This window comes from Ruegeria sp. BHSC026, assembly GCF_059613065.1.
In genome coordinates this window covers 80,359-104,358 of the sequence record NZ_JBXWRV010000010.1, presented here as the reverse complement: position 1 = coordinate 104,358, position 24,000 = coordinate 80,359, and the positions used below count along the sequence as shown (strand labels likewise).

General features: G+C 59.7%; 23 protein-coding genes. 10 read left to right on the top strand and 13 right to left on the bottom strand.

Features of this window, described 5'->3' with window-relative positions; translation table 11 throughout:
- Positions 1-141 precede the first annotated feature (141 nt).
- Together AC2FME_RS13400 and AC2FME_RS13395 are read left to right on the top strand one after the other, a co-directional pair.
- Positions 142-1,338: an adenylate/guanylate cyclase domain-containing protein gene (locus AC2FME_RS13400; RefSeq protein ID WP_496800668.1), complete on the top strand. Its 1,197-nt coding sequence runs from the start codon at positions 142-144 to the stop codon at positions 1,336-1,338.
- Positions 1,339-1,414: 76 nt separating this feature from the next.
- The gene (locus AC2FME_RS13395; RefSeq protein WP_496800667.1) at positions 1,415-2,563 is read left to right on the top strand and encodes a hypothetical protein; all 1,149 of its coding nucleotides are present in this window, start codon (positions 1,415-1,417) and stop codon (positions 2,561-2,563) included.
- A 128-nt stretch (positions 2,564-2,691) separates the two neighbouring features.
- Here AC2FME_RS13395 and AC2FME_RS13390 read toward each other — a convergent pair whose 3' ends face one another.
- The 4 genes from AC2FME_RS13390 to AC2FME_RS13375 all read right to left on the bottom strand — a co-directional run bounded on the left by AC2FME_RS13390 (position 2,692) and on the right by AC2FME_RS13375 (position 5,055).
- The gene (locus AC2FME_RS13390; protein WP_496800666.1) at positions 2,692-3,579 is read right to left on the bottom strand and encodes an SAM-dependent methyltransferase; all 888 of its coding nucleotides are present in this window, start codon (positions 3,577-3,579) and stop codon (positions 2,692-2,694) included.
- 82 nt (positions 3,580-3,661) lie between these two features.
- The gene (locus AC2FME_RS13385) at positions 3,662-3,946 is read right to left on the bottom strand and encodes a hypothetical protein (RefSeq protein ID WP_496800665.1); all 285 of its coding nucleotides are present in this window, start codon (positions 3,944-3,946) and stop codon (positions 3,662-3,664) included.
- Between the two features lie 54 nt (positions 3,947-4,000).
- Positions 4,001-4,336 carry a DUF5681 domain-containing protein gene (locus tag AC2FME_RS13380; RefSeq protein WP_496800676.1) on the bottom strand — a complete coding sequence of 112 codons (336 nt, stop codon included), beginning with the start codon at positions 4,334-4,336 and terminating at the stop codon, positions 4,001-4,003.
- Between the two features lie 158 nt (positions 4,337-4,494).
- Positions 4,495-5,055, bottom strand: coding sequence for a DNA-methyltransferase (locus AC2FME_RS13375; RefSeq protein WP_496800675.1), 561 nt, complete (start codon positions 5,053-5,055; stop codon positions 4,495-4,497).
- A gap of 282 nt (positions 5,056-5,337) precedes the next feature.
- Between AC2FME_RS13375 and AC2FME_RS13370 the strand changes: the two genes are divergently transcribed.
- Genes AC2FME_RS13370 through AC2FME_RS13360 form a run of 3 tightly spaced genes read left to right on the top strand, consistent with a single transcriptional unit; the run spans position 5,338 to position 9,933 of the window.
- The gene (locus AC2FME_RS13370; RefSeq protein WP_496800664.1) at positions 5,338-7,224 is read left to right on the top strand and encodes a CHASE2 domain-containing protein; all 1,887 of its coding nucleotides are present in this window, start codon (positions 5,338-5,340) and stop codon (positions 7,222-7,224) included.
- An 18-nt stretch (positions 7,225-7,242) separates the two neighbouring features.
- Positions 7,243-7,890 carry a hypothetical protein gene (locus AC2FME_RS13365; protein ID WP_496800663.1) on the top strand — a complete coding sequence of 216 codons (648 nt, stop codon included), beginning with the start codon at positions 7,243-7,245 and terminating at the stop codon, positions 7,888-7,890.
- Between the two features lie 15 nt (positions 7,891-7,905).
- Positions 7,906-9,933 carry a caspase family protein gene (locus AC2FME_RS13360; protein ID WP_496800662.1) on the top strand — a complete coding sequence of 676 codons (2,028 nt, stop codon included), beginning with the start codon at positions 7,906-7,908 and terminating at the stop codon, positions 9,931-9,933.
- 621 nt (positions 9,934-10,554) lie between these two features.
- On the opposite strand, the gene AC2FME_RS13355 is transcribed toward AC2FME_RS13360, so the two are convergent.
- Genes AC2FME_RS13355 through AC2FME_RS13345 form a run of 3 tightly spaced genes read right to left on the bottom strand, consistent with a single transcriptional unit; the run spans position 10,555 to position 15,115 of the window.
- The gene (locus tag AC2FME_RS13355) at positions 10,555-13,602 is read right to left on the bottom strand and encodes an efflux RND transporter permease subunit (RefSeq protein WP_496800661.1); all 3,048 of its coding nucleotides are present in this window, start codon (positions 13,600-13,602) and stop codon (positions 10,555-10,557) included.
- Between the two features lie 11 nt (positions 13,603-13,613).
- Positions 13,614-14,651: an efflux RND transporter periplasmic adaptor subunit gene (locus AC2FME_RS13350; protein WP_496800660.1), complete on the bottom strand. Its 1,038-nt coding sequence runs from the start codon at positions 14,649-14,651 to the stop codon at positions 13,614-13,616.
- Positions 14,648-15,115 (bottom strand): MarR family winged helix-turn-helix transcriptional regulator, encoded by a 468-nt coding sequence (locus tag AC2FME_RS13345; protein ID WP_496800659.1) that lies wholly within the window; start codon positions 15,113-15,115, stop codon positions 14,648-14,650. The genes AC2FME_RS13350 and AC2FME_RS13345 overlap by 4 nt, the downstream gene beginning before the upstream one ends.
- Positions 15,116-15,280: 165 nt before the next feature.
- Here AC2FME_RS13345 and AC2FME_RS13340 point away from each other — a divergent pair, with 165 nt between their 5' ends.
- The gene (locus tag AC2FME_RS13340) at positions 15,281-16,405 is read left to right on the top strand and encodes a beta-ketoacyl-ACP synthase III (RefSeq protein ID WP_496800658.1); all 1,125 of its coding nucleotides are present in this window, start codon (positions 15,281-15,283) and stop codon (positions 16,403-16,405) included.
- Positions 16,406-16,493: 88 nt separating this feature from the next.
- On the opposite strand, the gene AC2FME_RS13335 is transcribed toward AC2FME_RS13340, so the two are convergent.
- On the bottom strand, positions 16,494-16,955 hold the full coding sequence (locus tag AC2FME_RS13335) for a hypothetical protein (RefSeq protein WP_005981593.1): 462 nt from the start codon (positions 16,953-16,955) through the stop codon (positions 16,494-16,496).
- A 368-nt stretch (positions 16,956-17,323) separates the two neighbouring features.
- Between AC2FME_RS13335 and AC2FME_RS13330 the strand changes: the two genes are divergently transcribed.
- Positions 17,324-17,902: a thymidine kinase gene (locus AC2FME_RS13330; protein WP_496800657.1), complete on the top strand. Its 579-nt coding sequence runs from the start codon at positions 17,324-17,326 to the stop codon at positions 17,900-17,902.
- On the opposite strand, the gene AC2FME_RS13325 is transcribed toward AC2FME_RS13330, so the two are convergent.
- From AC2FME_RS13325 to AC2FME_RS13305, 5 genes are all read right to left on the bottom strand, one after another.
- Positions 17,899-18,849, bottom strand: coding sequence for a 2-hydroxyacid dehydrogenase (locus AC2FME_RS13325; RefSeq protein WP_496800656.1), 951 nt, complete (start codon positions 18,847-18,849; stop codon positions 17,899-17,901). The genes AC2FME_RS13330 and AC2FME_RS13325 overlap by 4 nt on opposite strands.
- On the bottom strand, positions 18,849-19,187 hold the full coding sequence (locus tag AC2FME_RS13320) for a tRNA-binding protein (RefSeq protein ID WP_496678576.1): 339 nt from the start codon (positions 19,185-19,187) through the stop codon (positions 18,849-18,851). The genes AC2FME_RS13325 and AC2FME_RS13320 overlap by 1 nt, the downstream gene beginning before the upstream one ends.
- Positions 19,180-19,995, bottom strand: coding sequence for a pyrroline-5-carboxylate reductase (proC, locus tag AC2FME_RS13315; RefSeq protein WP_496800655.1), 816 nt, complete (start codon positions 19,993-19,995; stop codon positions 19,180-19,182). Before proC ends, AC2FME_RS13320 begins: the two co-directional genes overlap by 8 nt.
- 39 nt (positions 19,996-20,034) lie before the next feature.
- Entirely contained in the window at positions 20,035-20,535 is a 501-nt protein-coding gene (locus tag AC2FME_RS13310; protein ID WP_496687251.1) for a type III secretion system chaperone family protein, read from the bottom strand.
- A 339-nt stretch (positions 20,536-20,874) separates the two neighbouring features.
- The gene (locus AC2FME_RS13305) at positions 20,875-21,123 is read right to left on the bottom strand and encodes an accessory factor UbiK family protein (RefSeq protein ID WP_496711253.1); all 249 of its coding nucleotides are present in this window, start codon (positions 21,121-21,123) and stop codon (positions 20,875-20,877) included.
- A gap of 97 nt (positions 21,124-21,220) precedes the next feature.
- On the opposite strand from AC2FME_RS13305, the gene lgt reads away from it, so the two are divergent.
- Genes lgt through pgeF form a run of 3 tightly spaced genes read left to right on the top strand, consistent with a single transcriptional unit; the run spans position 21,221 to position 23,927 of the window.
- On the top strand, positions 21,221-22,108 hold the full coding sequence (gene lgt, locus AC2FME_RS13300; protein ID WP_496800654.1) for a prolipoprotein diacylglyceryl transferase: 888 nt from the start codon (positions 21,221-21,223) through the stop codon (positions 22,106-22,108).
- Positions 22,105-23,172 carry a class I SAM-dependent methyltransferase gene (locus AC2FME_RS13295; RefSeq protein ID WP_496800653.1) on the top strand — a complete coding sequence of 356 codons (1,068 nt, stop codon included), beginning with the start codon at positions 22,105-22,107 and terminating at the stop codon, positions 23,170-23,172. Before lgt ends, AC2FME_RS13295 begins: the two co-directional genes overlap by 4 nt.
- A complete protein-coding gene (pgeF, locus tag AC2FME_RS13290) occupies positions 23,169-23,927 on the top strand; it encodes a peptidoglycan editing factor PgeF (RefSeq protein ID WP_496743057.1) in 759 nt (252 codons plus the stop codon). Before AC2FME_RS13295 ends, pgeF begins: the two co-directional genes overlap by 4 nt.
- Positions 23,928-24,000: the final 73 nt, after the last annotated feature.

Genomic DNA, 24,000 nt, shown 5'->3' with positions numbered 1-24,000 from the left:
TTAGACGAACGCCTTATCATTGGAAAACTGCGGGAGCTGGAAATAAGAAAGCGCTAGATTTTCGATTTGGTCTCGGTATTTTTTGTTAAGCGTCAGTCGCGAACGTAGCACACTTACCATTGCATCATAAGAAAATGAATTTTGCCGCAAGATAACGAAACGCAAGCGAGTACTAACAAGATTGCAAGACGTCTTGCAGCCATACTGGCTGCCGACGTGGCCGGATATAGTCGTCTTACCAGCGTCGATGAAGAAGGCACTGCTAAAATGCTCTTAGAGCATAGATCAGTGACTGATGCGCTTATTGAGAACTTTGGTGGTCGGATTGCCAACACCGCTGGCGATAGCATTATTGCTGAATTTGCGAGCTCTGTCGAAGCGGTGCGATGTGCCGTTGAAATTCAGGAAGCAATTCGGACACGCAACCTCTCGGTTCCGTCGTCTTCACAAGTTCAGTTTCGCATCGGGATAAATGTCGGAGACGTGATCCTTCAAGATGGTGACCTTTTAGGTGACAGCGTAAATGTGGCCGCTCGACTAGAAAGCCTCGCTGAACCCGGTGGGATCTGCTTGTCTGGCGAGGTACACGACCAGATACAAGGCAAGCTGTCCCTTGGGTTCCGTGCTATGGGAACCAAGCGTCTAAGAAACATTGATCGTCCGGTGCGCACTTACAACGTTGAGGGCATCCAAGATGTCAGTGCGCGCAAAGAAAACAAGCTGCGCATTCTGGCCGCGGGAGGTGCCTTTTTCGCTGCCGCCTGCTTGGGTCTTGTGTATGTTCTAACTGCTCGTGACAGCACTACAACGCTTTCTGGTGGGTCGCCGCCGTGGACGTCTGAAAGCAACCTAGATGCACCTCCACTGCCCCAGATGTCTGACGTTGTTGCGTCAGGCGAATGGAATGAACATTCCTATTATGCAATTTTGACATGGGGCAGTTCCTGGCAGTCAGCTGTTGCAGATGCCAAAAAAAGGGGTGGCTATTTAGCCTCCATTACATCCGAAGCGGAGAACAGTTTTGTTTTCGAACTCATTAAGAACGATGAGCGCTTGTGGGATATGCATCAGGATGGGCAAGCTTTCGGACCTTGGATCGGCACATATCAGGAAGAAGGGGCCATTGAGCCAGACGGTGGGTGGGCGCTGGTCAGCGGCGAACCGGTTACGTTTTCGAACTGGTCAGAAGGCCAGCCAAACAATCATGGTGGGAACTCGGACGTCGTTCGGTTCCACAATTACGTTCACCAGCCTTCACCGTATTGGGACGATGCAAATGGCGCCGGCTCAGCACGAGGGTATATTTTGGAAATTGAGCGCGTGGATAGTACTAAATGAGAAAAAAGCGGGCCTTTGACGTTGCAAGTATCAATATATTCCAATTCTTTGAATACGGGGAACCTGAAGAAGCATAATGCAATTTTTCTTTAGACATTGGATCTTATCCGTTTTTGTCGCGTCGTCGATTATTTCGACGTCGGCAAGCGCGCAAAACGTGACGTTCCCAACGGACTTCTTCGCTGAACGCCTGCAAGGCTCTGCATGCTCGAAGTTTTTTTCTTCATCTCGCCTGAACAGTGACCTTAAGATGATTTCAGCACTAAGTTCGGCGAGCATGACGAGCACCAATTCTCTGAACGTCAACCACGATGCCTTCTCCAAAAGGTGGACAAAGCTCTTAGAAGTTTCATATGGCGCGGCGGCAAAAGGTGACGCCACGGCCGGCAAAAAAATCTTGGGCACTCTGGTCAATCTTGCGCAAGCGAACGCCCTGCTGAATGCCCCATCATATAATAGCGCAAAAAAAGTGGAGTGCTGGAAAGGTGGCCGAAGCGACCGACCATGTCCACTGCATGTTGTGCAACACACTGGGTATACTGGCGTTGCAATGTTGTATTCGGCCATTGTGCTTGAGGAGTACGCAACACCAGATCAGAAACGAATTCTGGATACGTACTTTGACAAGATCTACAAGAAATTCATTTCCCCACTGGCGTCAAACGGCGCGAAAAGTGACGGATTGTATGAATTTGGAGACTATGGTTTGGGCGTGCTTGCCTACGCTAGGTGGAAACGTGATGCACGGCTCGCCAAAAGCGAAATACGCAAGCGCCGCTCCTCTTTCATCAAAAAGATAGATGCCCAAGGCATGCTGAAAGAAAACTCATTTCGCGGCTACCGCGGCTATTGGTATCACACTCTGGGAGCAGAAAGCGCCTTTGGTTACGCGCTAGTTGCCAGAAGTTTCGGCACCGACTTTTTCAAGGACGCCAAACTTGGTCCAAGGTTTCAGAACCTTGCTAATCAAACGGTGAATGGTGGGGTGAGTTACTCTGATTTTCGGGAGCGCGCCCTGCAAAAATCTCCGAAAAATGCAATCAAGGACCCAAACGCAGAAATCCCGCACATGCATCAATTCGCCGTTGGCTTACCGATCATCCTAAAACGGGAATATGGCTACGATGTAACAACAGCGTCAGCTTACAAATCAAACGGCCGTCTCGAAACAATCAGCAAAATAACAGGTTTCAATGCTGATTGTTACTACTCCAGTTTTCGCTGAGTTCGGCAGCTTATCTGTTGCTGCGTGGCAAACTGAGAAATTCTAACGTTCTGCTTTGGGCTCGGTGCGGACGCTCGCAGTATTCTCGTGAGCGTCTGCTGCGCGGACAAAGCGCTCACTGGCTCACTCTAGGTTTCACGGCGGGACGCCCAAAGATGAAGTGGCGATCCAGCGGCGATATCTCCAACCGAAACAAGCCCGGCGTTCTCCGCCATAGTCGCCAGTTGTTTGTCGCTCCAGGCTCGACCTCCTGAAATTGTCGTCCGCAGGTCATTGAGAGCAGCCAACTTGCGATCCTCTGGCACGCGATATGCGGCCGCAAACAGCCATCCCCCCGGCTTGAGTGCCTGTTGAAGGTTCTTGAAGGTCTGGTCAATGATGGCCTCGGGAAGGAAAATGACCGGTACGAAGATAACGTCAAATGCAGCATTTTCCTTCAGGTCGGCGACGTTCTCGTTTCTGAAGGTGACGCGATCGGTTAGCCCTGTTTGTTCCAGGTTATTGGCGGCAAGGTCCAGAGCAGGCCCGAGGATGTCTATGCCGATTGCGGTAAGCGATGGCCATTGCTGGGCCATGGAAAGAGAAATCCATCCGACGCCGCTCCCAACATCAAGAAACCGTGGAGCGTTTGACAGGGTGGCCTCGAATTCCGGCTCTTTTGCCGCGTACTCGGTCAGAAATTTCGTCACGAGCCGGGATGAACGTCCCTGAGTTTCGAGAATGCCGGGGTCGTCGAACGACCAACCAAAGCTGCCGTCGTCGGGTAGTTCTAGTGGATGCAGCATTTGGCGCATGGCTGCCCTGACAAACCCATACAGCGCGTCCAGTTCTTCGTCCGTCAAGCCGTCCAGCAAGTCGGGCTCGAACGCGTCGACGACAGCGTCAAGTTTCGAGGTAAGAGTATCATTTGGTCGGAGGTGGCCTGAGGCCGCCCCAATTCTTGCGCCCAGCGCAGCGAGTGCGTCTGCCGCCCTGATGTGTTTTTGGATTGCTGCCATTGCTTCAGGAAAGGCCATAGTCTCGCTCCCTTCTCCTCATCGGTATACTCTTCACTCGAAGCAAGTCGGCGTAAAGCACTTGGGCGCTTTGGGCTCGTGCTCACTCCGAAGTGGGTTGCTCGGCCACTGCCAAAGCGGTGCTGGTCCGCTCGTACAGCTCTTCACCTATCCGGGTGTGGCGTTCGAGCTCTGCGATCTCATCTGGGTCGGTCTCGTGGACCATCGCCTCACGCAGATCGTCGATATTGGCACGGAGGTCAGGAAGCTTTCTACGCCAGTCGTCCAATACCTTTTTCTCTCCTTTGGTCATTGGTCCGACAATGCGCACCTTACCAGTTCGAAAGTCGATCTTGATGTGATCCGGATGCGGAATGGGCTTATCCATGGTTTTTTTCCCGGCTTCTGCGCCCCTGCGCAGTTCCTTCTCCCATTCGATCTTTTAGGTCAGCGCCTTGTCCAGATATTCAGCGTGAAGCATGTTGCGGGAGCTTTCCACCTCAGCCAGCAACTGTGAGAAGAGCCGCTGCGCGCGGTGCTGGCCCTTGACGGCGTTCACAGCCAGAGACCGCATGACCGCCTGCACCATGGGGATTGTCACGCTGCGGCGCCCTTCCCGGATCGTGATGTCGCGGTATGCCTCATCGAGAATGATGTCTTTCATACGTTCCTCATGCATGCCCGGACGTTTGTTCTTTGATCCCCTGGGCCGCCCCTTCGGATTACCAGACTTGCCCGGTTTGAAGCGGGCGTCTTTCGGCGGTTTACCATATCCCACGTCATAGCCGGGTCGGGCCACGAGCCCGCGCTTGTCCTTGTCGCTGCCCGTTCCGCCGCCTCCATCGCCTTGTTTGTCGCCGCTGGCGTCCAGCCGCAGAGAACCTGCGCCGCCTCGTCCCTGGCATAGGCCTCCTAGCGGGCAATGATGCGATCACATTAGATCTCGTCAAACTCGCAGAGATAGGCGCGCCGGCCGGTTTTCTCAGCCGCGATCAACGTCGAGCCGGGTCCGCCAAAGACATCGAGCACGATGTCACCGCGTCCGGACACATCGCGGACGGCATCGACAATCATCTGCACGGGCCTTACGGTCGGATGCAGCGCCAGTTCTTCCATGCGCCCTGCCCGCATGGTGTTGACGTCGCGATACTGCCAGACATTGGTCCGGTAGCGCCCGTGCTGCCCCAATTCAAAAGTGTTGATATGCGGCGCGTCCCTCTTCTTGAAGGCAAAGATCAAGTCGTGCCGTGAGCGGTAGAAGGTGCCCATACCTCCGTTGTCCTTGACCCAGACAATCAGGTTCTTGAGATCGTCGCAGACCCTCTGCCCCGCTGCAAGTATCTCGCCCATATGACGCCAGTCCATGCAGATGAAGTGGATCGAGCCGTCGACACTGTGATCAACAAGGTTGCGGAACGCGCGCCGCAAAAAGCGCGAGAACTCTGATGCCGACATCTCATCTGCTGCCGTGGTTTCGGGGGCATTTTGCGGAGCGATGCATCTACCTGCACGCCTGTCGAACCAGGTCAGAGGCCGGGCCGGTGTCTTAAAGTGGGTCAGGTTTTTCTACCGCACGCGCCCATTCAGCCCTTGGCGTAAAACCTTTAGCGATGATCCATTGCCTGAGACAAGACGAAAATCAACCCGATCGTCAGGAGCAGAGAGAGAAGCCAAAAACACGCCGGACACCGTCCAAGGATTAGCCAGTAGCTCAAGTCGGTTAGCAGCATTGCAAAACTGTTGTAGTCTTGGCTTGAGTTTGAATGGCCGAATTAGATTATGCAGTTGACGTTGTTCTCGAAAATAGCAGGGCTGTCTCTTGTTACTTGCGTGTCTGCAATTGTTTCGGGCTTGACGTTGCTGGCGCGCGGCACAGGCATTCTCGAGCCTGTTGAACTCGCCCATTATGATTTTGCCACTTCACAAGCTGCATCGTCCGATCTCACGCCCGACGTCGCAATAGTTGCCGTCCGCGACAATGAACTCGCTAAATGGGGATGGCCGATCAGTGATGAGCAACTGGCCCGGCTAATACATGCCGCTTTGGGGGCAGGCGCGAAAGTGGTGGGTGTGGACATCCTTCGCGAGCGCCCGGTCGAACCCGGTGCCGCTACGCTGGAGGCGGTACTGAAAAATCCGCGTGTCACGACGATCGGCAAGCTGGGGAATGCAGGCGACTTCGTTATCACGCCGCCAGATGTCTCTTTGAAAAGGGGATCATTCGGGTTCGCCGATGTGCCAGTCGACCGTGACGGCGTGGCGCGTCGCTCGCTGCTTATGGTGAACGATGGCCAAACGTTGAAATACTCTTTTTCACTCCAACTCGCATTCTCCGCTTTGGGCATCGCCGAACTGACCCCGTGGCCCGACGACCCCCAGGTTTTGAAGCTGGGCAACATACCCGTGCCGCCTTTGAGCTCGGATTTCGGCAGCTATGCCAGGCTGGACGCAAGTGGCTATCAAATCATGGCTCATTTTGCCCAGCGCCTGCCCGTGGCACCGATGCTGTCTGCTAGGGAATTGCTGGAAGGCGAAACCGATTTGAGAGGGAAAGTGGTTCTGATCGGACTAATCAGCGATTCGATCAAGGATCATTTCGTTACACCGCTGAACCGGAATTCTGGAACTCAATATGTCTACGGGCTTCAGGTTCACGCGGCATTGGTCCAGCAATTGGTTGACCACGTGCAAAACGGACTGCGCCCGATAACGGACCTACCACATTGGATCCAGGGCTTCATGGTTGTTGCTGCCAGTGTGTTGGCTTCGGGGATCGTTGTCCTGTTCCGGAACCCGGTCTTGGCAATCCTGCTTGGCGGAGCCGGGGCCATTGGACTGTTGGGAGGAATGACATTCTCGCTGAACTGGCACCTCTGGTTGCCCGCTGTGCCGGTTACCGCCGCGTGGATCACGGCCTTTGTGCTGACGTTCATCTTTGTGGCTTCACGTGCGCGGCAACAACGTCGCGTCATGTCTCAGCTCTTTGAAAGCCAGTTGTCGCCAGAACTGGCGCAGGAAATCTGGAACCAGCGGGCATCCATACTCTCCAAGGGCGAAACGATCCCGCGGCGATTGCAGGTGAGTTTGCTGTTCGCCGATGTGGTCGGCGCTACGACGGTGGGCGGTAAAGCTGAACCTGATGCCTACCTTGCTTGGATTGGTACGCTGCTTGACGCTCTCAGCGAAGATGCCGCTTGCCACGGTGGATTTGTCGAGAAGTTCACCGGTGATGGCATCTTGGTTGCCTTCGGTGCGCCCCTGGCCCGCGAGAGCGGCAAAGAACTGACCGATGATGCCCGCGCAGCCTGCGCTTGCGCCCTCAAAATGCGCGAGACGGTTGCACGACTCAACTCGGCAGACGGTGTTCGCTGGCCATATGCCATGAGGATTGGGCTTCACAGCGGGCTGGTTTTTGGCGGGACGATCGGGCGAAAGGGCTCGATGCGCTACAATCTGGTCGGGGATGCGGTCAATGTTGCGGCTCGTATCGAAGCCTATGCCAAGACGCTGGAAGGTCGACAAATTCAGCCTGTTACGATATGCTGCAGCGAAGAATTTATGCTCCTTTTGGATGGATTTGCCGAGTGCTCGCCCGCAGGCACTCTTCTGCATGACGACAAAACGACGACCCATCGGATTTATACGATCGCGGGACTAATTCGGTAACCGACATCGGGTGTTTCGATGAAACTCGACTTCTTGGTTATTCCTGCTTTGGCTGTTGCGACGTTTTTTGTCGGCGCAGCCTCGGTCACAGCGGAATCAAAGAAGGCTAACGAGTCCAAAGAGCAAACTACGGTTGTTTTCGTTCCTCCGGCCTCGGGCGTGCCAGCCGACCGCGTTGGCGCGGGCACCCGAGATCTCGAGCTTTCTGGCAAGCGGGTTCGTGTGATTGCTCCCGACGGAGGTGGATTATCTTCTGAAAGCCGCCCTCTTGTCGTCTGGGAGTTGACGGAACCATTTGATGGTATCATGCAAGCCGAGGTCACCTTGCTGGAGGAAGGGGTGCGGGTTGCCGGGACAGCCCAAAACGCACGTTTCCGCCCCGGACTCTACGGGCTCGACATGGCAAGGGGCGACAGAGATCTGGAGCCGGGGCGAATCCATGCGATCACGATCTATCTGGCCGATGGCAAAACGCGCGAAGTCGTAGAGCGAGCAACCAGCCTGATCGAGCGTAGCGGACCGCGCCTTGGGAACGCAGCAGAGGCGGCATCAGCAGGCATCTGGTTCGATGCGCTTGGATACCTGACCGATATCGACTTTTCGGGTCGTGTCCGCGTGCAGGATGTCAGCGGTTTCACGCAGCTTCTGCAATCGGCAGGACTTTGAAACGGGAAAGCAAAGATGAGACTCGAGTTTCTGTCGAAGGCTTCAGCCAGGAAGAGACAATTTATTCGTCTGGCCGCATGGTTTTTGCTACTCGCTTCCATCCTTCCATCGGTGGCTGCGGCGGAAAAACGCGTCGCACTTGTGATCGGCAATTCCGACTATGAGTTCGTCAGCAACCTCGGAAACCCGGCCAATGACGCCGAGGACATCGCGAAGGCACTAGAAAGAATCGGATTTGCAGTAACATCCGGTCTCAATCTGGATTATCGCGAGATGCGTCTTGCGATTCGGGATTTTGCCGAAACAGCTCAAGACGCGGATATGGTGTTTGTCTACTTCGCTGGTCATGGCGTGGAAATCGACAAGACCAACTACTTGATCCCTGTAAACGCCGAACTCCGAAGCGACCGGGACGTAGAGTTCGAGGCGATCAGGCTGGATGCGGTCATCAATGCGGTGGCCGATACGTCGGCTCTCAAGGTCGTCCTGGTGGATGCGTGCAGAAATAACCCGTTCCTGACCGACATGCTCCGAACCTCGGCGACCCGCTCGGTCGGGCAGGGCCTTGGGCGGATTGATCCCGGTGGCGTACTGGTGGGCTACTCGGCACGGGGTGGAACCTTGGCGTTGGATGGTGAGGGGCGAAACAGCCCTTATGCCGAGGCGCTTCTTGCCCATATCGAGGAGCCAGGGCTTGAGATTGGAAAGATGTTTCGCAAGATCCGCGATTCCGTTTATCGGACAACCGACGGGTATCAAGAGCCGTTTACCTACGGTTCGCTTCCGGGCGAGGACATTTTTCTGGTGCCAGAGGTTCAGGTCGCAGCAATGACTCCAGTTCCGGAAGCGCCCTCCATTGGACAAGAAATCGCAGCGGGTTTCGCTGATGCGGATCAAGATGGCTCTATAGGTGCCTGGCAAACTTTTCTGGAACGGTTTGGTGTTCATGAGGCACACCCCCTGGTTCGTTTGGCTGTGCGCAAGCACGAAGAACTCACCCGTACTGCCGCCGCACCACCCAAGAGTGACGTTGAAAAATCGGCCTCTAACATTCAGAATGAACTGACCGCCTATGCTGCTGCCGAAAAAATTGCCTCTCCACGCGGCTGGGCACTCTATTTTGAGCGCTTCCCGACCGGAAGGCTATCCAAAAGCGCGATTGTGCGCGAAGAGCAGGCCCTCTTTGACGATCTTCAAGCCCGAGCCTTCGGACGGTATCGCACGATCCGAGACGGTGAAGTCATGAATGCGGAAATGCGAAGGCTCGGCTTGGAAATGCTCGATCTGCCCAAGAAGCTGGTGTCCGAGATGCAGTGGGCACTGAAATCCAGGGGGAACGATATCGGGCAAATTGACGGTCAGATCGGTCCACGGACCATCGGGGCGATCGAGAAGGTTCAACTTGCGCTGGGCTTGCCGAAGACAGGATTGCCAACACGTGCGACCTTGGCCGCCCTTGGCCAAATTGACCGCGACACCCCCGCATCCGGCCTTTTTTCCACTTCGGGGGCGATAGCTCGACCTGTTGATCCCGAGGCAATAGGGATTCTGGAAAACGATACTAGGCTTGCCAGAGTCGTCCGCACTTTCAAGCGAAAGCCCCTAATCTACGGTTTTTTCCAAGGGAGTCTGTACGTGGCTGTAGATCTCGGTACCACGATCGGAGAACCTGACCTGGACGCGTATCTCAGAGAAGTCGGTGGCAAACTCGTCGAAATCGAAACGAAGGAGGAAGAAGAGTTCGTAGTTGATATGGTTCGTTTCGATCAAAAACTTTGGACTGCTCAAGCGTCGAGTATAAAAAACAATTACGGGCCTGCGATCGGGTTGACCAAGACTTCGTTGGGATGGCGCTGGCGCTCAGGTTCGGATTTGACATTGGAAAATTGGGCGCCTGGGCAACCTTCGCTCAAGGACGCCGAAGCGATGTATGGGATGCTGGTTCCCGTCGATAGATTATCAAGAAACGCACACCGAGTTGGCCGAGTAGGATGGATGCCAAGCCGTTTTATCTCCCGCCAACTCATCATCGAGATAAAGTGAAACTGAGCATCCGAGCATTGGCTGACTGCGAAAGTGTTGACCTTCGGTTTGGTGGGCAACTTGCCAGTCCTTGGCTAATTTCAGACACCCCCTCCCCTTAGGCTCGGGACCCATTGATTTCCGCCGTGCCACATGATTCATCGCACCCAAAGAAACCGGTGAACATGTCAGATCGATTCCGGCTGAGCGACGAGCAGATGGCCCGTGTGGAACCCTTCATGGGAAGGCGCAAAGCGCAGTGACCTCAAAGCAGAGAGCGCGCGGGGAGCATAACCTGACGTATGTCCCCGAGAACCGAGAACACTCCTGCATCTAAATAAAGAAGCAACTGCAGGAGGTTGATCGATGAAATACCTGTCTGGCCACCTGCGGTTTTTTTCGTGAATGAGGCGGTCTTGGCTGGTCTGCTCTGGTCCAACCTTTCGCCCCCGATTGCGGCGTTATTCCTGTCGACGGGGCCTCGCGCGATCCCGAAATTATTGCCAGACGTCGCTGGGCGTTTGCACCCAATACGCAAAGCTTGATGTCGCGCTGAAATCAGCCAGCCCGAAGGCCGGCTGATCCGTCCGACCTCCCCTCGATAGGCGCTTGCAATGCACCCGAGGTCCTTTCGATTACGATCTATGCCGCCTGCGCCGCCAGCCTGCGTTGTTCTTCGCGTGAAAAGAACAACAGGTAGAATACCGGCGCAGCGACCATGGTCAGGACCGTCGCAAAGGCCAGGCCGCCCATGATTGTGACCGCCATCGACACGAAGAAGGCGTCGGTCAGCAGCGGCGCCATGCCCAGAATCGTGGTGATCGCCGCCAGCATTACCGGACGCAGTCGCGAAACCGAGGCCTCGATGATCGCCTCGCGCAGAGGCTTGCCGGTGGCACGGACCAGGTCGATTTCCTCGACCAACACGATGCCGTTCTTGATCAGCATACCCGACAGGCTGAGCAGACCCAGAAGCGCGGTGAAGGTAAAGGGCAGCCCCGTACCCAACAGCCCGATCACCACACCGTTCACCGACATCGGCACCAGCAGCCAGATGATGATCGGCTGCCGGATTGCGTTGAACAGCAGCACCGAGATCAGAACCATGATCAGCAGGCTCAGCGGCAGTTGCCTGCCCAGGCTCGCCTGTGCCTTGCCCGAATCCTCGAACTCGCCGCCCCATTCCATCTTGTAGCCCAGCGGCAGGTCCATCGATTCGATGGCGTCGCGCACCTCGGCATGCACTTCCGCGGCAGTCAGATCGGCGGGGATATCGGCGCCCACTGTGATGGTCAGCACCCGGTCGCGCCGGTGCACCAGAGTGTTGAGCGCCTTGTACTGGAACCCGTCCACCATCTGCTCGATGGGTACGAATTTCTGGGACTGGTCCGAATACACCACCTGATCGACGATCGAATAGTCTCCGTCCGCCGGACGGCGCAGGATGATGGGGATAAGACGGTCGCGCTCCCGGAACACGCCGCCGGTGATGCCATCGGTCGAGAATTGCAGCGTCGCGGCAATGTCCTCGCGGGCAACGCCGGCGGTCTGGGCGCGTTCGGTCGCATAGATCGGCTGCAGCACCAATTCCTGCTCGCGCCAGTCGTGATGTACGTCCAGCGCGTTGGGAGATGCCTCTGACATGCGCCGCACCGCCTCGTCGGCCAGTCGCCGCAGCACGACCGGATCGCTGCCCGAGAACCGCGCCTCGATCGGGGTGCCGCCGCCGGGGCCGAAGACCAGGCGCTTGGTGCGGAACTCGCCCTCGGGGAACCGGGCCGAACCGAAGGCCTTAAGCTCGGCCTGAAGCGCGGGGATGTCCTCGAGCGTTTCGGTGCGGATGATCATGTGCCCATAGCTGGGGTTCGGCTTTTCGGCCGAATAGGTCAGCATGAAGCGCGTCGCGCCCTGCCCCACGAATGTCGCAACAGAGACCACGTCGTCACGCTGGGCCAGCCAGTCCTCGAACACGGCCATGTCGGCGGCCGTGCGGTCGATCGGGGTGCCCTGCGGCAGCTTGTAATGCACGAAGAACAGCGGCGTGTTCGAGTTGGGGAAAAACTGCTGCTTCATCAGCCCGAAGCCCGCATAACAGGCCACTGTGATGCCCACCAGCCCGGCCACCACCAGCCAGCGGAACCGCAGCGCCCAGGCCAGCGTCGCGCCATAAAGGCGGAACAGAAGGCCACTGTATGCGTCGATCCCTCCCTCTTTACCCTGATTGAAGAAATAGTGCCCCAACAACGGCGTGACCGTGATCGCCAGAACCCAACTGAGCAGCAGCGAAATGCCGATCACCGCAAACAGCGAGAACAGGAATTCGCCCGTCGCATCCGGGCTGAGCCCGATTCCCGCAAAGGCCATGATGCCGATGACCGTGGCCCCTAGCAAAGGGATCTGGGTCTTGGAAGCGGCCTCGTCTGCGGCATCGCGCGAGTTCTTGCCCTGCAGCATCGCGATCTGCATCCCTTCGGCCACCACAATGGCGTTGTCGACCAGCATCCCCATCGCGATGATCAGCGCGCCCAGCGAGATGCGCTCCATCTCGATGGAAAACACCGCCATGAACAGCAGTGTGCCCACCACCGTCAAAAGCAAGGTCGATCCCACGACGACGGCCGCGCGCCAGCCCATGAAGATGCCCAGCACCACCACCACGATGGCCACCGACATAGCCAGGTTGACCAGGAAATCGTTCGAGGCCTGCTCGACCACCACATGCTGCTGGTAGATGGGCAGAATTTCCACCCCGGCGGGGATTTCCACGTCGAGTTCGGCCAGCTTGGCGTCGACGCGTTTGCCGACCTCGACGATGTTCTCGGTCGACAGGCCGGCGATGCCTAGGGTGAATGCCTCGACCCCATTGAAGCGGATCAGCATGTCGGGATCGGTCTGGCGGGCGCGATAGACATTGGCCATGTCGAACAGGTTGATCACCTGCCCTTGCGAGCCGACCGACAGCCCGGCGATTTCCGACACGCTGTCGGACCCGTCCGCCGTCAGGATCGTGGTGCGGTGATCCTCGGCCCGCAGGGTACCCGATTGCTGAACCGAGTTGGCGTTGGCGATAGCCTCGTTGATCGCGGTCAGCGGAACGTTCTGGTTGACCGAAATGGCAAGGTCAGGCTCGATGAAGATCGCCTCGTCCGGCAGGCCCTGCACCTCGACATCGGCCACGCCTTCGACCGTCAGCAATTCGCGGCGCAGAAAGGTGGACAGTTCGTGTTTTTCCGCGTCGGTGAACCCTTCGGCGGTGACGGCATAGAACAGGCCGAACACGTCGCCGAACCCGTCATTGACGAACGGCGCGCTGACCCCCGAGGGCAGACCGCGCGACGCATCGCGCACCTTGGCCCGCAGGCGGGTCCAGATGTCGGGCAGTTTGGACCCGTCATAGGTGGATTTGATCTCGACCTCGATCAGCGACTGGCCCGGGCGGTTGACCGAGGTGATGACATCGACCTCGCCCATCTGCTGGATGGCGGATTCCAGCGGCTCCGAGACCTCTTCTGCGACCTGCTCGGCGGTTGCGCCGGGATAGCTGGTGATGATGACGGCGTTCTTGATGGTAAAGGCCGGGTCTTCCAGCCGGCCCAGCGCGGAAAAGCCCCAGATGCCGCCCAGCAAGGTGACCAGGATGATCAGCCAAGTCTGGATCGGCCTGTCGATCGAGGCGCGTGCGATATTCATCGTCGCCCCCTTCAGTTGGCAAAGCCGGCAAAGCGCCGGACGGTCTGCCCGTCGGTCAGAACTGCGCCGCCCGCGACGACGATCTCATCCCCATCCGAAAGGCCGGTCAGCACCCGCACGTCGCCCGATTGGGTGGGCTCGACCGTGACCGGAACCCATTTGACGGTTCCTTCGTCGGCGCCCACGGGCGAAAACACCATCACGCCAAGATTGCCCTCGGCGTCGGGAACGATGGCGGTGGGGGGCACGATGATGCCGGTGCGTTTGTCATCGACTTTGACGTTCACCGTGACCGATGAGCCGGGCAGTATCCGCAACCCTTCGGGCGGCGTCAGGCCGAACTGGATGCGGAAGGTCTGACCGACGCTGGATGTTTCGGCGTCGAATTCGCGGATTTCCAACGGGAACACTTGATCGCTGGCCGGGAATTTCGCGGTGATGGTGAATCCATCCTCCTGGCTGGTGCGCTGGAACAGGATTTCGGGCACGTCCACCTCGATGCGCAGTTCCGACATGTCATGGATGCGCACGATCGGGGTGCCGGCCGAAACGGTGGTGAAATTCTCGACCTCGCGCCGCGAAACCAGTGCATCGAATGGCGCAGTCAGGGTGGCATGTTCCAGGTTGTATTCGGCGTCGCGCACGGCGATGGCCGCCAGTTGCGCGGCGGTTTCGGCATCATCGACGGCGACCTCGCTGGCGGTGGTGCCGCGCAGACGCGACAGGCGCGCAAGCGTGCGGTCGGCCTGTTCCTTCTGAAGCTTGGCGCGATCCAGCGCCAGCTCGAACGGTTCCTGATCCAGCCGGGCGATCAGGCCGCCCTTGGGAACCTCGAAGCCTTCGTTGACGGGCAGTTCCAAGATCTGGCCGCCCACCTGAAACGCCAGGTCCACGGTCTGGCGCGCAGCCACACGGCCGAAGAATTGCCGCGAGAAACCGGGGGCGGTTTCCTGCACCACCATCAGTTTCACGGGTTTCACCGCTTCCTGCGCGGCGATCGGCGTGGCCACAAAGGCCAGGGCAAGACCCAGAGAAGTCAGCAGCTTCATTTCGTCAGTCCCTCGGGTATTCCCGTTTTCAAGATGTTGGCCCGGATCTTGCAGGCAAGTCGGGCAAATTCGGCGGTTTCGGCGTCGTTCAGGCCAGAGGCGCTGCGAAAAAGCTCTCCGGCGGTGGCGACCAGCATGTTACGGGTCTCGGTGCCCTTGTCGGTCAGCACCAGCAGCCAGGCCCGGCGATCGCTGGGGTCGGGCTGACGGGTCAGATAGCCTGCGCGCTCCAACGCGTCCGCCGTGGCGGTGATCGTCGACGGCACGGTCAGCATGTCAGCCGCCAGCACGCCCATGCGCTTGGGCTGGTCCAGCTTGACCAGCATGTGGCATTCCTGCTGACTGAGGTCGGTTTCGATGCTGGCAAAGCTTTCTTCCAGCTTCCAGTACAACGCATAGACGCCCATCATCGCCTGGATCTCGGGCGTCAGGCTGGACAGCCGCTGGCCGATTTCTGTCGTCATGTTCTTCTCCGCACGGATCAGACGGTCATATACTTCAACTAATGAACTATTCAAGACTTGAAGTTAAAGTTTGGTTTCCACGCTTGATTCCCTTGGGTCAACCTCTCTTGATCTGGGGGCGTTGTGACTGCATTTTGGGCGAATCCGAAACGTTCAGGACCCGACATGTATACGCCCGCAATCACCGGTACCGGGGTTTTCACGCCCGAAAACGTCATCACCAACGCCGAGCTGGTCAAAGCCTTCAACGCCTATGCGGACAAGATGAACGCCGCCAACGCCGAGGCCATCGCTGCGGGCGAGATGGAGCCGATGCAGCATTCCTCGGAAGAGTTCATCGTCAAGGCATCCGGCATCGAGAACCGATATGTCATGGACAAGACCGGCGTGCTGGACCCCGAGGTCATGCACCCCCTGCTGCGCCAGCGCAGCGACGACGAGCCGGGTATCATGACCGAGATGGCACTGGACGCCTGCCACAACGCGCTAGCCCAAGCGGGGCGGACGGCGGCGGATGTCGATCTGGTGATCTGTGCCGCGTCGAACCATGAACGGGCCTATCCCGCCATCGCCATCGAAATCCAAAAAGAGCTGGGCATCACCGGGTTCGGGTTCGACATGAACGTGGCCTGTTCCTCGGCCACGTTCGGCATCCAGGCGGCAGCCGACATGATCCGGTCTGGGTCCGTGCGGGCGGCGCTGGTGGTCAACCCCGAGATCTGCTCGGGGCACCTGGAATGGCGCGACCGGGATTGCCACTTCATCTTCGGCGACGTGGCCACGGCGACTCTGATCGAACGGATCGAGGATGCCAAAGGCCCGCATTTCGAGATCCTGTCGACCCGCTGCGCGACCGAGTTTTCCAACAACATCCGCAACAACAACGGCTTTCTGCGGCGCACCCGGCCCGACGGGTTGAAGGACCGCCGCGACATGCAGTTCATGCAGAACGGACGCAAGGTGTTCAAGGAAGTGCTGCCGATGGTCAGCAAGCACATCAGCGACCACATGGCCGCCGAAGGCATCCAAAGCAGCGATCTGAGGCGCCTGTGGCTGCATCAGGCCAACAAGACGATGAACGACTTCATCGGCAAGAAGGTCCTGGGCCGCGAACCTGAGCCGGGCGAACAGCCCAACATCCTGCAGGACTATGCCAACACCTCGTCGGCCGGATCGATCATTGCCTTCTCGAAATACTCCGACGACCTGCAGGATGGTGACATCGGCCTGATCTGTTCATTTGGGGCGGGGTATTCTGTGGGGTCCGTCCTCGTCAAACGCCACGCCTAGAGGGGCCGTTCCGCCAAGGTCGGTCCAAACGAGCCGCTCCGTCACGTCAGGCATGAAAGGTGTCGGGCGCAACCTGCCCAGACGGACGTTAGCTGACGCTTTCTTCTTCCAGATGCAGCTTCATTTCGATCAGCACCTGCTGCAGCATTGAGGTTTCCTTCAGCAGGCGCTTGGCCTCGTTCACGGTAATGATCCCATCCTCGATCGCCGACTGGTATTCAGTCATCAGCATGGCGAAACGCTGGCTGAGCGCGATCACGTCCGAGTTGACACCGCCCGTGCGGCTGCGCTGTGAATTTCGCTCGTCATAGGACAGGGTGATGTTCTTCAGATCGGCCAGCGCCGAGGTCACATGCGGATAGGTCGCGACCGCCTCGAGCCGGGCCACCGCATCGACGGGCATGAACCTGTCGGCGTGCTCGGGATTGTCCGAATAATACCGGCCCAGAGTTGCCTTCGACTTTCCGGTGATCTCGCATGCCGCCTCGATGCCGACATCCTTGACCAGGGCTTCGGTGTGTTTCTTCAGATAAGGCCCGATATCCGCCATGTTCTTCCCCGAGTCTTCGACATTGCCCTCCCGGCTGTCCACTCCGGGGAAAGGGTAGGAATAATTCCCATACAGGAATAATCTTTGAAATGCCATAAGTTTGCCATCCCTCGAAGAACCAAGGGATATCTGAGTGAGTGGCGGCAATATTCAGCCGGTAATGAGTACAAGCAAAGCCAATCTGATTGGCTTTGCGAAAGGTTCGGTCGAATTGCGACCGGCGGTGTCGCTGTTGCGTGCACGAGGTAATCCATCCCCAAGAGCCAAGCTCTGCCTCTGCAACCGCAACGGCGGCGTCGACCTTCCCCCGGCATCGCGGCCGGAACTGACCGCTTGCCCGCGCCGACGCGTCCGATTAGACCCGGGCCATGGCCAAGCTGTACTTCAACTACTCAACCATGAACGCGGGCAAATCGACAGTGTTGCTGCAGGCCTCGCACAACTATCGCGAGCGTGGCATGGACACCTATCTGATGACCGCCGCCATCGACGGACGTGCAGGGATGGGGCGCATCGCTTCGCGGATCGGGATTTCGGCCCGGGCCGACACGTTCCGCCCCGAGGATGACGTGTTCGCAATGGTTCGCGACCGGCTGGACCAAGGGCCAGTGGCCTGTGTCTTCGTGGACGAGGCGCAGTTTCTGTCCGAAACCCAAGTCTGGCAACTGGCGCGCGCGGTCGATGACCTGAACGTGCCGGTGCTGGCCTATGGGTTGCGGGTGGATTTCCAGGGCAAGCTGTTTCCCGGCTCGGCCGCCCTGCTGGCGCTGGCGGATGAAATGCGCGAGGTGCGCACCATCTGCAAATGCGGGCGCAAGGCCACGATGGTGATCCGCCAGGACGAAAATGGCCGCGCCATTACCGAAGGCGCGCAGGTGCAGATCGGCGGAAACGAGACCTATGTCTCGCTGTGCCGCAGACACTGGCGTGAGGCTGTGGGCGCCTAGACCGGGTTCGGCAGCAGACGCCCCGCAACAAAGGCCGCCACGTTGTCCAGTGCCATGTGCCCCATGTCGGTGCGCACCTCTTCGGTCGCGGTCCCGAGATGCGGCAGCAAGGTCACGTTTTCCATGTCGCGCAGGGCCTCCGGCACGGCGGGCTCGAACTCATAGACATCCAACCCCGCCCCGGCGATCTGACGCGCCTGAAGCGCATGGATCAGCGCGGTCTCGTCCACCACTTCGCCGCGAGCGATGTTGATCAGGATGGCCGAGGGGCGCATCGCCGCTAGCACCGCGCCGTCGATCAGGTGGAATGTCTCGACCCCACCGGGGACCGCAATCACCAGGAAATCGACTGCCGAGGCAAGCCCAGAAAGATCAGAAGCACAGTCCGCGGGAAAGTCCAGCGCCTTCGGGCTGCGCGAATGATAGGCGACCTGCATGCCGAACCCGAAATGGCAGCGCCGCGCAATGGCCTGCCCGATCCGGCCCATGCCGACGATGCCGACCCGCTTGCCCGTCACATGATGGCCCAGCATCTGGGTCGGGTGCCAGCCTTGCCACGCACCCGACCGGACCAACCGTTCGCCCTCGCCCGCGCGGCGCGCCGTGGCCAAAAGCAGGGTCATTGCGATGTCAGCGGTGGCGTCGGTCACCGCGCCGGGCGTGTTGGTGACCTGCACCCCGGCCGCGCGCGCGGCGGCCACGTCAATATGGTTGAAGCCCACGCCGAAATTGGCCAGCAGCCGGCAGCGCGGCTGGGGCACCTGCTCGAACACGCGGGCGGAAAACAGGTCGCCCAACGTCGGGATCACAACGTCGAACGCGCGCAGGGCATAGAGCAACTCGTCGGGGTCCAACGGCGCGGTGCTGTCGCGGATTTCGGCGCCGTACTCGGTGCGGGCGCGGTCGGTGACCGCAGGCGGCATGGGGCGGGTGATCCACAATTTCATCAGTGCATCCGCCCGCCCAACGGCACCTTGCCGTCGGGTCCGATCAGAACGATCTCGCCGTTTTCGTCAGGCAGGCCCAGCACCAGAACCTCGGACATGAACCGGCCGATCTGGCGCGGCGGAAAGTTCACGACCGCCAGCACCTGTTTGCCCACCAGCGTTTCCGGCTTGTAATGCGCGGTGACCTGGGCCGAAGTCTTGCGTTCGCCGATCTCTTCACCGAAATCGATCCACATCTTGATCGCGGGCTTGCGCGCCTCGGGGTAAGGTTCGGCGCGGATCACCTCGCCCACGCGGATATCGACCTTGAGGAAATCGTCGAAGGAAATCTCACTCATGCGACAACTCCTTCGAGCGTTCGGTGGCAGCGGTGACGGCGCGCTGCAGCAGCGCCGGAAAGCCGGTTTCCGGGTCCATCAACACCTCGAGTGCGGCCTGCGTGGTGCCGTTGGGCGAGGTGACGTTGATGCGCAGCTGCGCGGGGTCTTCCTCGGCCGCCATGGCCAGCGCCCCGGCCCCGGCCACCGTGGCCTTGGCCAGGTGCAGCGCCAGATCGGCGGGCAGACCGTTGGCCTGACCGGCGGCGGCCATGGTTTCGATCAGGTGAAACACATAGGCCGGACCCGAACCGCTGAGACCGGTCACCGCATCCATCTGGCCTTCGTCCTGAAGGCGCACCGTCTGGCCTACGGCCGACAGCAGGCCCTCGGCCAAGGTCATGTCGTCCTCCGAGGCATGATTGTTGCCGATCAGCGCGGTGATGCCCTGCCGGATCGCCGCCGGCGTGTTGGGCATCGCGCGCACGATCGGCGTATTCGCGCCCAGCGCTTTTTCAAAACTGGCGATCTGGGTCCCCGCGGCGACCGAGATGAACAGGCTGCCGCCCCCGCCCAGCGCCTGGATCGCCGGCAGCGCATCACCCATCATCTGCGGCTTGACCGCCACCAGAACCACCGCTGGGGATTCGGGCAGCGCAGTGTTCAGGTTGACCCCCTGCGCCCTGAGCCAATCCGAGGGTTTCGGGTCGACCACCCAGACCGAGGCGGCGGGCAATCCGTGGTCCAGCCAGCCGGCCAGCATGGCCGACCCCATCTTGCCACATCCCAGAAGCACCAGCCCCTGATCTGCGACGCGTGACATGTCCATGATCGCCCCTCCCCTGCTTTTGCGGTTCAGGGCAAAGCTTTACGCGCGGCCGTAAGCCTCTGCAATGGCGACTTGCATCGCCTCTTCGGCACTGCGGTTGCCCCAGGTCACCAGCTGGATCGCCGGATAGTAGCGCTCGGCGCTCAGGACGGCGGCGGTGATCATCGTGTCGATCTGCTCGGGGCTGGCCGACTGGCCACCCGCCATAACCAAGCCGTACCGATAGACCATCAGCTTCTGGTTGGCCCAATAGGTGAAGGCCCCGGCCCAGCATTGATCATTCATGTGATTCAGCAGTTCGTACAGATCACCAATCCGGTCGGATGGCGGCTCCATCTCGAACGAACAGACCATGCGCAACGTTTCGTCGTAATTGGACCAAGCCAGGGTGATCGAGTAGGTGCGCCACTGGCCTTCGACCGCCATGGCGATCTGGTCGTCGCCGATCCGGTCGAAATCCCAGTCGTGATGCTCGGCCAGATGTTCGACAATGTCGATCGGATGAAGGTCTTCTTCCAGAAAATGCTCGGACAGGGCCATGATGCCACCTCACTGAAAATCTAGCATTTCGGGGCTGGCAGCGCCCCAGCGCTAGTTGCCTGCTCTACAAGCCGGGCTTCCCCCTTTGGCCTGTACTAAATATGGTGCGCTGCAGGCCGGACTCTGACAACCCCCAAACTTGGGGATAACAGCAATAAGTTGTGGATGGATGGCAACGGCGATCAAAATATTGGCGGCAATTGCAGGTTTGTCTTGATTTATGCTCAACTGACGGCAAGATTCACCTCACCGCAGGATCCCGACCCGGACCCTGCGAAAAAGAGCGTTTCTTCCGAAGTTTTTGACTAGGGATTCGGGCGCGGAGCGCCCCGACCTGGCTTACTTGTCCAGCTTGGCCTCCAGCGCGGCGATGCGCGCCTCGAGCGCGGCGTTCTCTTCGCGCGCCTTCTGGGCCATGGCGCGGACGGCTTCGAATTCCTCACGCGTGACGAAATCGCGATCGGCCAGCCAACGGTCGAGCAGCGACTTCATCGCATTCTCGGCCTCTTCCCGCGCGCCCTGGGCCACACCCATCGCGTTGGTCATCAGCTGGGACATATCGTCCAGAAACTTGTTGCGGGTCTGCATGTCACTTCTCCGGTATCGCGGTTGACCCCTATATGGGGGATCAGGGGCGCGGGCTCAAGGTTGACTTGCCCCGCGAACCCCGGGCAATGAGACGCACATGCAGGCTGTTTTGAACTTTCCCGATTTGTCGCCCGAGCTGTTCTCGATTTCCGCCTTCGGGGTGGAATTCGCGCTGCGGTGGTATGCGCTGGCCTATATCGCCGGCATCCTGATCGCGTGGCGCATGGCGCTGATGGCGCTGCGGCGCCCGGCCCTGTGGCCCCATCAGACCCCGCCGATGCGCCCCGAGCAATTGGAGGACCTGATCACCTGGATCATCCTGGGCGTGATCCTGGGCGGGCGGCTGGGTTTCGTGCTGTTCTATCAGCCGGGATATTATCTGAGCCATCCGCTGGACATTCTGAAAGTGTGGCAGGGCGGCATGTCATTCCATGGCGGGCTGTTGGGCGTGGTGACCGCCGCATATCTGTATGCGCGGCGCAACACGGTGCCGATTCTGCCGCTGGCCGACCTGATCGCGCACACCGTGCCGCCTGGGCTGCTGCTGGGGCGGCTGGCCAATTTCGTCAATGCCGAGTTATGGGGCCGACCCAGCGACCTGCCCTGGGCGGTGATCTTTCCGGGAACGGAGGCGCAGGATTGCGCCAACGTAGCCGTCGGGCTGTGCGCCCGCCATCCCTCGCAACTGTACGAGGCCGCGCTCGAAGGGCTGCTGTTGGGCGCGCTTCTTTTGTGGCTGGTCTATCGGCGCGGGGCGTTTCACTGGCCGGGCCGGGTTATGGGCGTGTTCCTGGCGGGCTATGGTGCGTCGCGATTCATCGTCGAGTTCTTTCGCCAGCCCGATGCCCAATTCGTCTCGCCCGGCAACCCGCTGGGTCTGGCCTGGCATGTCGGCGGCTATGGCCTGACCATGGGCCAGTTGTTGTCCCTGCCGATGATCGCGCTCGGCCTGTGGTTCGCGCTACGCGCCCGGAGGGCGGGATGAACCTGCGAGACCATCTGATTGCCCGCATCCGGCAGGACGGGCCGATGAGCATCGCCGACTACATGGCCGAGTGCCTGCTGCATCCGACTTACGGCTACTATACCACCCGCGACCCTCTGGGCGCGCAGGGCGATTTCGTCACCGCCCCCGAAATCAGCCAGATGTTCGGGGAACTGATCGGGTTGTGCCTGGCCCAAGCCTGGATCGACCAGGGCAAGCCGGATCGGTTTGCGCTGGCCGAACTCGGCCCCGGGCGCGGCACGTTGATGGCCGACATCCTGCGGGCCACCAAGGGGGTACCGGGGTTTCACGACGCGGCACAGGTGGTGCTGCTCGAGGCGTCGCCGGTGCTGCGCGGCCTGCAGGCCGAGGCGCTGGCGGGGCACGCGCCGGACTGGATCGTACAGGTTGGCGCGTTGCCGGACCTGCCCCTATACTTGGTGGCCAACGAGTTCTTTGACGCCCTGCCCATCCGCCAGTTCCTGCGCGACGGCGACGGCTGGCGCGAGCGCCTGGTGGGGCTCAAGGGCGACGATCTGGCCTTTGGCCTGGGCGCACGGGCAGCGCAGCCGGCGTTGACCGCGCGGCTCGAGGACACGCGGGATGGCGATCTGGTCGAACTCTGTGCCGCCGCTGTTCCCGTCGTCACCGAAATCGCCCGCCGGATCCGCACCCATGGCGGCGTGGGCCTGATCATCGACTATGGCGACTGGCTTTCGCTGGGCGACACGTTCCAGGCCCTGAAGGGACACGAACGGGCCGACCCGCTGGCCAGCCCCGGCCAGGCCGATCTGACGGCCCATGTGGACTTCGAGCTGCTGGCCCAGGCCGCCCGCGCCGCGGGCTGCGCCCATACCCGGCTGACGCCGCAAGGGGTGTTCCTTGAACGGCTGGGCATCACCCAGCGTGCGCAGACTTTGGCAGGCCCGCTGACGGGCGATGCGCTGAACATGCTGGTCGCCGCACATCGACGGTTGACGCACCCCGAGGAAATGGGAAACCTGTTCAAGGTGCTGGGCCTGTACTGCAAACCCGCAGCACCGCCACCGGGACTCGAGCCATGACACTGGAAATTCTGACCTCGGACTTGCTTTCACCTGTTCGACACGGTTTCTTCAGCCGCCGCGGCGGCGCATCGTCGGGCATATTTGCGGGACTGAACTGTGGGCTGGGGTCCTCGGACCAGAGCGAGGCGGTCGCGCTGAACCGCCGCCGCGTGGCCGCTGCGATGGAGATCGCGCCCGAGGCGTTGATCGGTGTTCACCAAGTACATTCGCCTGCCGTCGTCACGATCGAAGGACCGATCCTTGGCGACAAACCCAAGGCCGACGCGATCGTGACCGCCACGCCGGGTCTGGCCCTGACTGTTCTGACCGCCGACTGTCAACCGGTGCTGTTTTCCGATCCTGACGCAAACGTGATCGGCGCCGCACATGCCGGCTGGCGCGGCGCTTTGGAAGGCGTGCTCGAGGCCACGCTCGACACGATGGAGACGCTGGGCGCCCGACGAGCAAACATTCGGGCGGTGATCGGGCCCACGATCTCGCAACGCGCCTATGAGGTAGGCCCCGAATTTTTGGACGATTTCATCGCCGATGATCCTGACAACACCCGCTTTTTCGCGAATGGCCAAGGTGACCGGATGCTGTTCGACCTGCCGGCCTTTGGGCTGCACCGGCTGCGGCGGGCCGGCGTCGGGCATGCCGAATGGACACGCCACTGCACCTATTCCGACCCGGAGCGGTTTTATTCCTATCGACGCGCGACCCATGCGGGCGAAGCCGATTACGGGCGACTGATCTCTGCGATCCGGCTGTAGACTTCGGCGAAAATTTGTTCCGACGCCCCCTTTTCGCCACAATTCCGTGAAAACATCGAAGGCGGAATCAGAA

What these genes read in the sequence shown, in the direction of transcription:
- AC2FME_RS13330 (WP_496800657.1), top strand. Translation starts at nt 17,324, where the DNA reads ATGGCCAAGCTGTACTTCAACTACTCAACCATGAACGCGGGCAAATCG.
- AC2FME_RS13355 (WP_496800661.1), bottom strand. Translation starts at nt 13,602, where the DNA reads ATGAATATCGCACGCGCCTCGATCGACAGGCCGATCCAGACTTGGCTG.
- AC2FME_RS13350 (WP_496800660.1), bottom strand. Translation starts at nt 14,651, where the DNA reads ATGAAGCTGCTGACTTCTCTGGGTCTTGCCCTGGCCTTTGTGGCCACG.
- AC2FME_RS13320 (WP_496678576.1), bottom strand. Translation starts at nt 19,187, where the DNA reads ATGAGTGAGATTTCCTTCGACGATTTCCTCAAGGTCGATATCCGCGTG.
- AC2FME_RS13305 (WP_496711253.1), bottom strand. Translation starts at nt 21,123, where the DNA reads ATGCAGACCCGCAACAAGTTTCTGGACGATATGTCCCAGCTGATGACC.
- AC2FME_RS13395 (WP_496800667.1), top strand. Translation starts at nt 1,415, where the DNA reads ATGCAATTTTTCTTTAGACATTGGATCTTATCCGTTTTTGTCGCGTCG.
- proC (WP_496800655.1), bottom strand. Translation starts at nt 19,995, where the DNA reads ATGGACATGTCACGCGTCGCAGATCAGGGGCTGGTGCTTCTGGGATGT.
- AC2FME_RS13345 (WP_496800659.1), bottom strand. Translation starts at nt 15,115, where the DNA reads ATGACGACAGAAATCGGCCAGCGGCTGTCCAGCCTGACGCCCGAGATC.
- AC2FME_RS13325 (WP_496800656.1), bottom strand. Translation starts at nt 18,849, where the DNA reads ATGAAATTGTGGATCACCCGCCCCATGCCGCCTGCGGTCACCGACCGC.
- AC2FME_RS13365 (WP_496800663.1), top strand. Translation starts at nt 7,243, where the DNA reads ATGAAACTCGACTTCTTGGTTATTCCTGCTTTGGCTGTTGCGACGTTT.
- AC2FME_RS13335 (WP_005981593.1), bottom strand. Translation starts at nt 16,955, where the DNA reads ATGGCGGATATCGGGCCTTATCTGAAGAAACACACCGAAGCCCTGGTC.
- AC2FME_RS13340 (WP_496800658.1), top strand. Translation starts at nt 15,281, where the DNA reads ATGTATACGCCCGCAATCACCGGTACCGGGGTTTTCACGCCCGAAAAC.
- pgeF (WP_496743057.1), top strand. Translation starts at nt 23,169, where the DNA reads ATGACACTGGAAATTCTGACCTCGGACTTGCTTTCACCTGTTCGACAC.
- AC2FME_RS13360 (WP_496800662.1), top strand. Translation starts at nt 7,906, where the DNA reads ATGAGACTCGAGTTTCTGTCGAAGGCTTCAGCCAGGAAGAGACAATTT.
- AC2FME_RS13385 (WP_496800665.1), bottom strand. Translation starts at nt 3,946, where the DNA reads ATGGATAAGCCCATTCCGCATCCGGATCACATCAAGATCGACTTTCGA.
- AC2FME_RS13295 (WP_496800653.1), top strand. Translation starts at nt 22,105, where the DNA reads ATGAACCTGCGAGACCATCTGATTGCCCGCATCCGGCAGGACGGGCCG.
- lgt (WP_496800654.1), top strand. Translation starts at nt 21,221, where the DNA reads ATGCAGGCTGTTTTGAACTTTCCCGATTTGTCGCCCGAGCTGTTCTCG.
- AC2FME_RS13390 (WP_496800666.1), bottom strand. Translation starts at nt 3,579, where the DNA reads ATGGCCTTTCCTGAAGCAATGGCAGCAATCCAAAAACACATCAGGGCG.
- AC2FME_RS13370 (WP_496800664.1), top strand. Translation starts at nt 5,338, where the DNA reads ATGCAGTTGACGTTGTTCTCGAAAATAGCAGGGCTGTCTCTTGTTACT.
- AC2FME_RS13310 (WP_496687251.1), bottom strand. Translation starts at nt 20,535, where the DNA reads ATGGCCCTGTCCGAGCATTTTCTGGAAGAAGACCTTCATCCGATCGAC.